11 protein-coding genes are annotated in these 11,837 nt (G+C 63.7%); 6 read left to right on the top strand and 5 right to left on the bottom strand.

What is annotated here, in order from left to right:
• Positions 1-163: 163 nt before the first annotated feature.
• Positions 164-475 (top strand): DUF982 domain-containing protein, encoded by a 312-nt coding sequence (locus tag AC1D1B_RS30000; RefSeq protein ID WP_477336998.1) that lies wholly within the window; start codon positions 164-166, stop codon positions 473-475.
• 191 nt (positions 476-666) lie between these two features.
• Positions 667-1,167: a hypothetical protein gene (locus AC1D1B_RS30005; protein WP_477337000.1), complete on the top strand. Its 501-nt coding sequence runs from the start codon at positions 667-669 to the stop codon at positions 1,165-1,167.
• A 32-nt stretch (positions 1,168-1,199) separates the two neighbouring features.
• Here the strand turns inward: AC1D1B_RS30005 and AC1D1B_RS30010 are convergent, their stop codons facing one another.
• From AC1D1B_RS30010 to AC1D1B_RS30020, 3 genes are all read right to left on the bottom strand, one after another.
• Positions 1,200-3,296: an EAL domain-containing protein gene (locus AC1D1B_RS30010; RefSeq protein ID WP_477337002.1), complete on the bottom strand. Its 2,097-nt coding sequence runs from the start codon at positions 3,294-3,296 to the stop codon at positions 1,200-1,202.
• Between the two features lie 142 nt (positions 3,297-3,438).
• On the bottom strand, positions 3,439-3,996 hold the full coding sequence (locus AC1D1B_RS30015; protein ID WP_477337004.1) for an RNA polymerase sigma factor: 558 nt from the start codon (positions 3,994-3,996) through the stop codon (positions 3,439-3,441).
• Positions 3,997-4,149: 153 nt separating this feature from the next.
• A complete protein-coding gene (locus tag AC1D1B_RS30020; RefSeq protein WP_477337006.1) occupies positions 4,150-4,539 on the bottom strand; it encodes a DUF427 domain-containing protein in 390 nt (129 codons plus the stop codon).
• Positions 4,540-5,386: 847 nt separating this feature from the next.
• Between AC1D1B_RS30020 and AC1D1B_RS30025 the strand changes: the two genes are divergently transcribed.
• From AC1D1B_RS30025 to AC1D1B_RS30040, 4 genes are read left to right on the top strand one after another with little or no spacing between them, the layout of a single operon-like run.
• Positions 5,387-5,878 (top strand): Csu type fimbrial protein, encoded by a 492-nt coding sequence (locus tag AC1D1B_RS30025; protein ID WP_477337008.1) that lies wholly within the window; start codon positions 5,387-5,389, stop codon positions 5,876-5,878.
• A 25-nt stretch (positions 5,879-5,903) separates the two neighbouring features.
• Positions 5,904-6,626 carry a fimbrial biogenesis chaperone gene (locus AC1D1B_RS30030; RefSeq protein WP_477337010.1) on the top strand — a complete coding sequence of 241 codons (723 nt, stop codon included), beginning with the start codon at positions 5,904-5,906 and terminating at the stop codon, positions 6,624-6,626.
• Positions 6,598-9,015, top strand: coding sequence for a fimbria/pilus outer membrane usher protein (locus AC1D1B_RS30035; protein ID WP_477337012.1), 2,418 nt, complete (start codon positions 6,598-6,600; stop codon positions 9,013-9,015). The genes AC1D1B_RS30030 and AC1D1B_RS30035 overlap by 29 nt, the downstream gene beginning before the upstream one ends.
• A 14-nt stretch (positions 9,016-9,029) precedes the next feature.
• Positions 9,030-9,974: a Csu type fimbrial protein gene (locus AC1D1B_RS30040; RefSeq protein ID WP_477337096.1), complete on the top strand. Its 945-nt coding sequence runs from the start codon at positions 9,030-9,032 to the stop codon at positions 9,972-9,974.
• Here AC1D1B_RS30040 and AC1D1B_RS30045 read toward each other — a convergent pair.
• Positions 9,968-10,948, bottom strand: a complete 981-nt coding sequence (locus AC1D1B_RS30045) for a branched-chain amino acid ABC transporter permease (RefSeq protein ID WP_477337014.1) — start codon at positions 10,946-10,948, stop codon at positions 9,968-9,970. The two genes, AC1D1B_RS30040 and AC1D1B_RS30045, sit on opposite strands and share 7 nt — an antisense overlap.
• Before the next feature lies 1 nt (position 10,949).
• Positions 10,950-11,837, bottom strand: coding sequence for a branched-chain amino acid ABC transporter permease (locus AC1D1B_RS30050; protein ID WP_477337016.1), 888 nt, complete (start codon positions 11,835-11,837; stop codon positions 10,950-10,952).

An 11,837-nucleotide genomic window follows, 5' to 3' on the forward strand; every position in this document is an offset into this window, starting at 1 on the left:
ACTACTCTGCGATTTCCTCGTTATGGCGATCGCGTTTTGCGGAGGTTATCCATGAAATCGGTATCAACAAACATTCTGGTCCTGGGCGCCGCTGCCTTTCTGGTCGCGCCTTTCGTCGGGCTTTTGTGGCGGACGCGGGAATGGTTTGGATGGTGAGTTTCCGATGAGCAGATTTCTGCCCCTGACGATCAAATTCGTGGATTGCAGTTCGATGACGGTGTCGTCGATCGCCGACGCCAGGAAGGCGCTGGGCGGGACATGGAAAAACAAGGAAGCGGAGGCCTACAAGGCGGCCGTCAGGCTGGTGGATGACGCGTTGAACGGCACTTGCCGCCCCGACATCGCCTTTGCCGCTTTCAAGAATGCGGCCGCCCAACAGGGCTTGCTGAAGCCTTCGAAGCCAAGCGCTGCTCTTTCCATGCTCGACGAACTGGCGTCGCTGGACGGAGCCAAGGGCCAGCCAAAAGCCGGCTGACCGGTTGCCCTCGGCCGTCGACATCTCCGAATGCGGATATCCTTTCTCGGCTCGTGGTTCGGCGCCTGTTCTGGAGCTGAACACTGCGACGCCATCGGCCACCGCATGGAACCACTTGCCCTCCCCTCAGTTTCCTAAGGGCCATCGGCAGCCGCCGCTGGCAGGACGGTCCTGAGTGGAGTCAAGCAACCATGTCCCTGCAAAAGCTTCATCCCGAGCAAGTCGACGAGACGCGCCGGCAAGCCTATTCGACCTTCGCCCCGCTGCTCGTCAGTTCCCTGGCCAAGCGGCTGGCGCGTTGCCAGGGGACCAAGGAACTGGGCGATGTCGAGAAGTCGCTGATACGCCTGATCGAAGGCTCCGACGTCGATGAACCGCAAGCCGAGGCAATGAAGGAGTTTGCCATCGAGCTGGTTGTGACGACGATGAAGGAGGCCCGCGATCACCCCGACAGCAAGAGCGATGTCGAGGCCATTGGCGAGCGCCGCGCGGAGGGTCGCTCCGAGAACCCGGACACGCTAGAGGAGCAGCTGCAATCGGGCCTTGAGGACAGCTTTCCCGCCAGCGATCCTCCGGCCGTCGTCTCGACCTCCATTTCGGGCGGTTCGAAGGACCTTGTCGGTACCGACGAGGTGCTGCGCCGCAAGAAGGAGGCAGCACTGCGCAAGCAGGAAAAGGCAGACGCCGGTTGAGCTGACCGCACTTCCCGACGCGGTTCGGCCCTTCAGCCGAACCGCTTGTGCGGCGCCTCGGCGCTCGCCCTTGCCACAATCGCCTCCAGCGGCTCCGGCCGGTGCAGCAGGAACCCCTGGCCGTAGGCGACGCCCATGCCTTCAAGGATTTCGAGCGCGGCTTGCTGCTCGATCTTCTCGGCCACCACGGAGCAGCCGAGGCTTCTGGCAATGCCTGATATCGCCGAGACGATCTCGCGGTCAAAACTGTTCTGGGCGATGTTTTCGATGAAAGAACCGTCGATCTTGATCTGATCGACGGGAAAGCGCCGCAGATATTCGAACGAGCTCATGCCGGCGCCAAAATCGTCGAGACTGACGCGGCATTGCCGTTCGCGTGCCTTGCGCACGAACTGTTCGGCGGCATCGAAATTGGTGACGGCGGCGGTCTCCGTGATCTCGAAGCCGATGCCGGAATGCGGCGCCCCGGTCTCGGCGATGACGGCGTCGACGAAATCCCACAGCAGCGGGTCGCTCAGCGTCTGCGCCGACAGGTTGAAGCCGAGCGCGATGGCGCCCGATTTCATGGCCGGGCCATGCCGCGACAGCGCGGTCCTGATGATCCAGCGGTCGAGTCGCGAGGCAATGCCGAAGCGCTCGGCGACCGGAATGAACTCGCCCGGCGGGATCAGCTTGCCATTGCGCCCGACAATCCGCGCCAGCACTTCGACATGACGGCTCTCCCGCCAGGGTTTGCCAAGCAGATGAATCTCCTGGCCGAACAGTTTCAGCCGCCCATCATCCATCGCGTCGACGGTATCGGCGGCGACACGTGCCGCGTTGAGGCCGCCGGAACCCGATGCCGCGTCGGCCGAAAACACCGCGAAGCGGTTGCGCCCGGCCGCCTTGGCCGCATAGCAGGCGTCGTCGGCGCAGGCCAGCGCATCGGCCACCGTCGTGGTGGTGTCATCGACGAAGGCGATGCCGATGCTGGCCGCGAGCTTGCGCGACGTCGCCGGCAGGCCGAGGTCAGCGTCGCGGACCGCCGCAAGAATGGCGCCGGCCAGCGCCTCGGCCGCGGCCGGCTGGCAATTGGGAACCAGCAGCGCGAACTCGTCGCCGCCGAGGCGCGCGGCGCGCGCCGATGCCGGCAGGCAGCCCAGTATGCCGGCAGCGACGCCCTTCAGCGCGAGGTCGCCGGCGGCGTGGCCGGCAAAGTCGTTGAGCGCCTTGAAGTAGTCGAGATCGACATAGAACACCGCCAGCGGCAGAAGCCGCTCCGTGGTGATGTGTTCGGCCAGCAGCCGGTCGAAGGCGGCGCGGTTGAACAGGCCGGTCAGCGCATCGTGGTGAGCGGCATAGGCGAGTTCGCGTTCGCGCTTCTTGTCCTCGGTGATGTCGCGCACGGTGCCGAGAATCTGGCCCGCGGAGTCCGGGGCTGCGATGAAGCGCACCAGCGATTCGACATGACGGATTTCGCCGTCTCGCCGGATGATGCGGTATTGCGAGGCAACGACGCCGTCTGACGCAAGCGGCGCCAGATGGGCGCGCTCGGTGGCGACTTTGTCGTCAGGGTGCAGATAGGTGTGCCAGAGATCGGCGGTCACCTCGTCGATGTCGGCGACGAGGCCGAAGATCTCCCTGGTGCGGGCGTCCCAATAGCTCTTGTTGGCGTCGATATCGTGATGCCAGATGCCGGTGCCGCTGGCCGCCAAAGCCAGGCGAAAACGCACATTGACCCGCTCCAGTTCGGCTTCGGCTTCTTTCTGCCGGCTGATGTCGGTCTGGACGCCCATCAGCCTGACCGGCTTGCCTGTCTCGTCGCGCTCGACAATGCCGCCGCGGTCCAGCACCCAGATCCAGTGGCCGTCCTTGTGCTTCAGGCGCAGCTCGGTCTCGATCGATGCGGTCAGGCCGGAAATGTGGCGCTCGCCGCTGGCCAGCGCCCGCTCGCGGTCGTCGGGATGCGTCAGCTTCAGCCAGAGATCGCTGGTGTCGGCAAGCTCGCCATCGTCATAGCCGAGCATGTGCGACCAGGTCGGCGAATAGAAGCAGTCGCCGCTCAAAATATCCCAGTCCCATACGCCGAGATGGGCGCATTCGAGCGCCAGCGCCCAGAACTCGCCGTTGCGTCTTTTCTCTTCAGCCATGCCCTGGTTTCGTCCACCCCATCGCTGCCATTGTGCACGAAAGCAGACAAGAAACCGTTACCGGATGCGTGCCCGTACCGGGCGCAAAGCCTGCAATGGGATCGTATCATGCGGTGTTGCGTCATCGAGCGATCGGGGTTCATCACGCCATGGGCGCCCTGATTGGAGTCGCCCGGCCCGGGTTGGGCTCGACGATCCTTATCGCGCGGCGGCGCGCATTGTCCTCGAGCAGGCCGCGCAGTTCCTCACGGCCGCGGGCAATGCGCGACATCAGCGTGCCGGCCGGCACGCCGAGCATTTCGGCGGTCTCGGCATAGGAAAAACCTTCGATGGCGACCATCGTCAGGGCGGCGCGGCGGTCGGGGCTGATCGCCTGCAGCGCGTCGATGATCTCACGCGCGGCGACGTTCTCCAACTGATCGGCGGGCGAGGCCTGCACCTCGCCGGCTTCCAGCGGCAGCATCGAGGCCTCGCCACGCCGGTTCACCTTGCGCATCTGGTCGATGAACAGATGATGCATGATCGTGAACAGCCATTTTCGCGGGCTCTCTCCCGTCTGCCAGTTGTCCAGCCGCAGCAGCGCCCGTTCCAGGCAGTCCTGGACGAGATCGTCGGCGGAATCGCGGTCGCGTAGCAGCGAGCGCGCATAGCGGCGCAGACGCGGGATTTCGTCGAGGATGGCTCTCTGCTTTTCGTCCATGACCTTTTGTCTTCGTTTCGGCATGCCGTTGCCGCAAAACCGCTGCGCCCTCGGGTGACGGCAGCTTTGGCTAGCCTGAAAATTCCTCTGTTCATGCAATGTCGTTGGCTCCAAAAACGCGGCGCACTTTTGGGCGACAGTCATGACGCGCGCTCAGTGCGGCGCGGCGTCGATGGTGACCCGGTCGGGATAGAAGGCGCCGTGGTCGCGAATCCCAGCCATCTCGTCGAATGGCTGCTCATAGGCCCACATCGCGTCCTTGCCCGCCTCGCCCGCCGGCAGCACGTTCCAGTAACTGGCATCGCCCTTGTAGGGGCACAGCGTCGACAGCTCCGTCTTCCTGAGCTTGCGGAAGTCGATGTCCTCGAACGGGATGTAGAAGCTAAAGGGATGGGGCGGCTCGATCACCATTTTGGCTTTCGCCGATGACGCGATGATGGTGCCGTTGGCAAACACGACGACGCGTCCGTTGAAGGGCTCGACGGTGATCACCTTGCCCGGATTGCGCCTGAAGCCCGGTGACGGGTTCGCGTGCTGATCCATGGCCATTCTCCTTATCCTGATGGTTCGATTGTCTTGCCGTTGAAGGCAAGACTTCAGCTCAGAGCTCGCCGGCCGACGGCGCGACACCTGCCGTCACGGAGGACAGCTTCTGGCGCTTTTCGAGGTTCGGCTTTCATAGGTCTTTCTTCATCGTTCTTCCCTTTCTTGACGTCTGGCAGTCGGTCCGCGCCGCTACCGGTGTGCGATCATGGCTCCAAGGGACAACATGCGCATCTCCCGCCCGGCCGATGCGCTGCCCAAGGAAACCGGGGCGAGCGTGGCAACAATGATTCGCATGTGGCCCCCGCGATCCGACGGCGGTGGATTATCGCAGCCGGGACGGCGATGCTTGGGCTGGGCGGAACACGGTTTTGGGGAATGCGGCCCTGGCAACACGATCGCCGGGCTTGGGCAGGCCGGAACAGCGTTTTGGGCTATGCGGACCCCAGCGGCGCGGCAACGGCCGCTTGGCGTCGCCAATACGCCGCGAAATAATCGATAATACGAGACGCCAAATCAGATTCTATCAAATAAAGATAATCCGCCTTGGATCTTCGCATTTTCAGCAAAACAACTAAAATAAATTATCGATAGACGAATTTTGACCTTCAGAAAATGTCGATTTTATCCCTATTAACCAAATCTTAACCAAAATCATCTGATACCCATTGAAGTTATTCATCTATTGGAATCCGAATCTAAGCTGGAATAATCATTGCGCAGCTCGCTTTGACATTACCGATATCGTTGATGTCATTGCGGAGTATGCAGCGGGAGGAGCTGCAGGGGTGAAATCCGGGTCAAGACTGTGTGCGCGGAATGGTCTGCCCGACGGAGGGACATACGCATGAGAATGCTGAAATGCGCGCTGCTGGCGGGAGCATCGTTGTTTTCAACCCTGCCCGCGATCGCCGCCACCGCGTCCGGCAACATGACGGTGCGCATCACCATTATCGACGAATGCAAGGTCCAGACGGCAAGCGATCTTGATTTCGGCACGCACGGCGTCATCGATGCGAATGTCGACCAGACAAGCACCATTGGCGTGCAATGCACGACCGGCAAGACCTACGATGTGGGTCTGGGTGTCGGGCTTGGCGCGGGCGCGACCACCGCGGTCCGCAAGATGACCGGACCGGCGTCGGCGACAATCAACTACACGATCTACAGGGAAAGCACCCGCACGCAGCTCTGGGGAACAACGATTCCCACCGAAACGGTTTCGGGAACCGGCAATGGCAGCGTGCAGAACATCACGGTCTATGGCCGTGTTCCAACGCAAACGACGCCGGCGGCAGGCGTCTACACCGACACCGTTGCGATCACCGTAACCTACTGACCAACGACGCCAATACGAGGACGACATGCGATCCATGCTTTCATGCATAGGCGCCACGGCTGTTCTGTTGCTGTGCGCCGGTCTCTCACACGCCGCTTCGCTCAGAGTGGCGCCGACAGGTCTCGAGCTGATCGCGCCCGACAGCGCGGCGGTCCTCAACCTCAGCAACGATGACACCAAGCGGCCGATCAATGTGCAGATCAGGGTCTTCGCATGGAGCCAGTCCGGCGGCATCGAGACGCTGACGCCAACCACGGACGTGGTCGCCAGCCCGCCATCGACCAAGCTCGGACCCAACGCCCAATACGTGGTTCGCGTCGTGCGGGTCAGCAAGGCGCCGGTGCGGGCCGAAGAGAGCTACCGCGTCATCGTCGACGAACTGCCGGACCCCTCGCGCAAGAGGGCCGGCACGGTTGCGCTGGCGCTGCGCTATTCGGTGCCGGTGTTTTTCCGCAACGCCGACGCAGCCGCGCCGGCGATCGCGTGGAGCCTTTCGCGCAATGGCGGCAGCCTGATGCTGACCGCCAGCAACAGCGGCGAGAGCCGCTTTCGCCTGTCCAACCTGACGCTGACCCAGGGCGGCAAGAAGCTCGGCAACCGAAACGGGCTTGTCGGCTATGTGCTGGGCGGCGCGACCATGCAGTGGCCGATCGGCAGCAGCAAATCACTGTCCGCGGGCTCCGTGCTTTTGAAGGCACAGAGCGATCTTGGACCCTTCGATGCCAAAGTTGCCGTCAAGGGCCGCTAGCACCGCGATTATCGTCGCGCTCGCGACTTTCACACCTTGCCCGGCAGTGAATTCGCAAGAGCTGCCGGCCGTGACGAACCCCGAAAAGCCTGATCCCGTTCTGCCTGCCGGCCGCAGCCTCTATCTGGAGGTTTTCATCAACGACGCCTCTACGAAACTGATCGGCAATTTCACCGAAATGCCGGATGGCGGCCTGGCGGCGACGCCGCAAGAGCTGAAGGAAGTCGGGCTGAAGCCGCCGGAGGGTGCCGCCGACGCTGGCGGCCTGGTCAGGCTCGACCAGCTGGCGGACGTGTCGTTCCAGATCGACGAGGCGGCGCAGCGCCTCTACGTCACCGCCGCCAATGACAGCCGCGAGGCGCGCATCGTCGATCTCGGCTTGCGCCTGCAGGACCGGCCGGCGCCGCAATCGGGCTACGGCGCGGTGCTCAACTACTCGCTTTTTGCCAGCTCCAACACACTGTTCGACGGCGACAACGAACTGTTCCAGGGCATCTCGGGCGGCTTCGACACGCGTGTTTTCAGCCCTTATGGAACGCTCGGCCAGTCGTTCATCGCCGGCTATTCCGACGGCAGGTTCGGCGGCTTCACGCGGCTCAACACGACCTGGAGCTATTCAGATCCCGACCGGCTGATGACCTACCGGGCCGGCGACTTCGTCTCCGGTGGCCTGTCGTGGACGCGGCCCGTCTATCTCGGCGGCATCCAGGCGCAGCGCAATTTCAGCCTGCGTTCGGATCTGGTGACATTGCCGCTGCCGTCCTTCGGCGGCACGGCGGCGGTGCCGTCGACACTCGAAGTCTATACGCAAAACGTGCGCACCTATTCCGGCGACATCCAGCCCGGGCCGTTCCAGGTCACCAATCTGCCGGTGTTCACCGGCGCCGGGCAGGCGCAGGTGGTGCTGCGCGACAGCCTCGGCCGCGAGACCACCGCCACCTTGCCGTTCTATGCCTCCAGCATGCTGCTGCGCCAGGGATTGCTCGATTTTTCCGTCGAGGCGGGCATGGCACGGCGCAATTTCGGCATCGCCTCCGACGACTATGACGGTCGCGTCATGGGCGCCGCCACGGCGCGCTATGGCCTGACCGACCAGCTGACGCTGGAAGCCCATGCCGAGGGAGGTGCTGATCTGATCAATGGCGGCATTGGCGCCGCCTTTCCGCTGGGCCCCTATGGTGCGGCGTCGGCGGCGGTGGCGGGCAGCCATCATGACGGGCGCACCGGCTCGCTGGTCGATGCCAGCGTCGAATTCGGCTATGACGGCTGGGCGGTCAACGCGCACATGCAGCGGGCTTTCGGCGGCTATGAAGACATCGCCTCGGTGACGGCGCAGCCGGTTCTCGACCCCGAAGACTTCGCCCATTTCAGCGCCGGCGTGCCGCGCGCGATCGACCAGGTGACGCTCAGCGTGCCGATGCCGATCGATTTCTCCAGCCTCAACCTCTCCTATACCCATTTGAAGAGCGCCGAGGGCGATACCAGTCAGATCGTCGGGCTCTCCTACAGCCAGGCGATCTTCAAGCGTAGCACGTTCTATGCCACGGCCTTTGCCGATCTCGACGACGACAGCAGCTACGGCGTGTTCGCCGGGCTTTCGATCCCGTTCAACGACGACATCACAGCCTCGACAGGCGTCGAGCAAGGGCCTGACGGCCTCAATGTCGTTGCCGACCTGGCCAAGTCCGAACAGGCGGAGGTCGGCAGCATCGGCTGGCGGCTGCGCACGTCGGAAGGTGAAACGCCCAACCGCTCGGCATCGGTCAGCTATCGGGCGCTGTTTGCGCGCCTGGCGGCCGCCGCCCAGCAGTTCGACAAGGATTTTCGCGTGACCGGACAGATGGACGGTGCCATCGCGGTCGCCGGCGGCGGCGTGTTCGCCACCAACCGCATCGACGATGCCTTTGCCGTCGTCGATGTCGGCACGCCTGACGTCGAGGTGCTGCATCAGAACAGGCCGGTCGGAAAGACCGACAGCAAAGGCCGCATCTTGGTCACCGGTCTCAATTCCTATGAGCTGAACACGGTCTCCATCGACCCGAAGAATCTGCCCGTCGATGCCGATGTTCCGACCACCAAGGAGACCGTCGTCCCGGCCGACCGCAACGGCGTGGTGCTGAAGTTCGGCGTATCGGAGGCGGCGCAGGCCGCCCTGGTGACCCTGGTCGATGCGAGCGGAACGCCGCTCGAAGCCGGACTGTCGGGACGCCTCGACGGCGCCGCGGAAGACTTCGTCGTCGGCTATGACGGGCAGGCCTACATCAAGCGCCTCGCCCGGCAGAATTCAGTGCTGGTCGATCGCGGCGACGGCAGTTCGTGCCGGGCAAATTTCCCCTTCGAGGCGGTGCGCGGCCGGCAAGTGACGATCAAGGACGTGGTGTGCCAATGACAATGCCAGGCCAAATGCTGCGCGCCGCAATCGTTGCCATGCTGGTGGCGATGTTGCCATCGCTGGCCCGCGCGCAGAGCTGCAGCTTTAGCGTCACCAACATCAATTTCGGCCTCATCGACACGCTGTCGGCCACCGCTGCCACCGCGACGGCGACCTTGAACATCAATTGCACTGGCGGGCTGGTGCGCATCCTGGTCTGTCCGCATATCGGCGCCGGCAGCGGGGGTGCGACGTCGGCGGCAGCCAGGCAGATGGCGAGCGGCGCCAACAGCCTCAACTACCAGCTCTATTCGGACGCCGGAATGAGCGTCGTGTGGGGTTCCTATGCCTGGCCCTATGCATCGCGCCCACCGGTCATCGCGCTGCCCGTTCTGATCGGCAACGCATCAGGCACCGCAACGATCTATGGCCGGGTGACCGGCGGTCAGTCGACGGTTCCGCCCGGCACCTATCTGTCGACGTTTTCCGGCAGCCAGCTCGAGTTTCGCTACCAGAACGACCTACTCGGCAACAGCTGCAACACCGGGTTCGGCTTTACGGCGCCGTCTCCGACGTTCACCGTCAATGCCACGGTGCCGGCCAATTGCCTGGTCGCCACCCAGAACATCGATTTCGGCCCCAAGGGCGTGCTCGACGCCAATGTCGATGCCACCGGCCAGGTTTCGGTTACCTGCACGCCGTCGACCGCCTATACGGTCTCGCTGAATGGCGGGACGACGGGCGGCACGCCGACCAACCGCAAGATGTCGAAGGGCGCCGAGCGGGTCACCTACGGCCTCTACAAGGACAATGCGCGCACGCAGCCCTGGGGCGATGCGGGAACGCCGGGAAGCACGGTCGCCGGCACCGGGACCGGCGCGGCGCAGCCGCTCACCGTCTACGGCCGCGTGCCGCCGCAGACCACGCCCTCGGCCGGCGTCTATACCGACACGGTGGTGGTAACCATCACTTATTGATCGCGGCCACCGTCAGCGGGCGCCAGAAACCGTGCGTAAAGTTCGCCGACGATGCCGCGGCGGAAGACCAGCACGCAGATCATGAAGATCAGGCCGGTGGCGATGGTCACCGGGAAGCCCGAGGTGGCAAGCGTGTTTTCCAGCCCGACGACGAGGCCGGCGCCGACGACAGGACCGACCATGGTGCCGATGCCGCCGAGCAGCGTCATCAGGATCACCTCGCCCGACATCTGCCAGGTGACGTCGGTGAGCGTGGCGAACTGGAAGACGATCGCCTTGGTGGCGCCGGCGAGTCCAGCGAGCGCGGCCGACATGACGAAGGCGGCGAGCTTGTAGCGGCCGACCGAATAGCCGAGCGAGATGGCGCGGTTTTCGTTCTCGCGGATCGAACGCAGGATCATGCCGAAGGGCGAGTTGACGATGCGCCAGACGGCGAAAATACCGATGAGGAAAACGGCGAGCACGAAAAAGTACATGTTGAGGGGGACGTTGAGATCGACGATGCCGAACAGCGTGCCGCGCGGCACGCCCTGAATGCCGTCCTCGCCTTCGGTGAACGGCGCCTGGACGCAGAAGAAATAAAACATCTGCGCCAGCGCCAGCGTGATCATCGAGAAATAGATGCCTTGCCGGCGGATGGCGAGGAAGCCCATGACCAGCCCGAGCACAGCCGCACCGGCGGTACCGAGCAGGATGCCGGCTTCCGGTGGCCAGCCCCATGCCTTGACGGCGTAGGCGCAGAAATAGGCGGCGGCGCCGTAGAAAGTGGCGTGGCCGAAGGACAACAGACCGGTGTAGCCGAGCAGCAGGTTGAAGGCGCAGGCAAACAGCGCGAAGCACAGCATCTTCATCAGGAAGATCGGGTAGACGAAGAAGGGCGCGGCGATGAGCGCCAGTACGGCCAATGCTATCAGTACCCGCTCAAGCCGCACGGAAGCGGCGGCACGCTGTTCGTGAAGGGTCGCCTCGCTCATCTCAGGCATCCCTTCCAAACAGGCCGGCGGGGCGCAAGAGCAGCACGATCGCCATGATGACGAAGACGACGAGGTTCGATGCCTCGGGGTAAAACACCTTGGTCAGGCCTTCGGCGAGGCCGAGCATGTAGCCGGTGACGATGGCGCCGAGGATCGAGCCCATGCCGCCGACCACGACGACGGCGAAGACGACGATGATCAGATCCGAGCCCATCAGCGGGCTGACCTGATAGACGGGCGCTGCGAGGATGCCCGCGAGCCCCGCAAGAGCCGCGCCCAGCCCGTAGGTGAGCGTCAGGAGCAACGGTACGTTGACGCCGAAGGCCTGCACCAGTTCGGGATTTTCGGTCGCCGCGCGTAGGTAGGAACCGAGCCTGGTCTTTTCGATCAGCAGCCACGTGCCGATACAGACGATGAGCGAAGCCACCACCACCCAGCCGCGATAGTTGGGCAGGAACATGAAGCCGAGATTAGTGCCGCCGGCGAGTTGAGACGGCACGGCGTAAGGGTTGCCTGAGACGCCGTAATAGAAGCGGAACACGCCCTCGATGACCAGCGCCAGGCCGAAGGTGAAAAGCAGGCCGTAGAGCGGATCGAGCCGGTAGAGCCGCGACAACGCTACGCGCTCCACCGCCATGCCGAACACGCCGACGACGAGCGGCACCAGGACCAATGCCGGCCAGTAGCCGATGCCGAGATGGACGAGCATCAGATAGCCGATGAAGGCGCCGAGCATATAGAGCGCGCCATGGGCGAAATTGATGATGCGCAGCAGGCCGAAGATGACGGCCAGACCGAGGCTCAGCATTGCGTAGAAGGAGCCGTTGATCAGCCCGACCAGCATCTGGCCGAGCAAGGCCTGAACGGGGATGCCGAAGATCATCGTCAT

It is taken from the genome of Mesorhizobium sp. P2_C5_2, assembly GCF_056404535.1.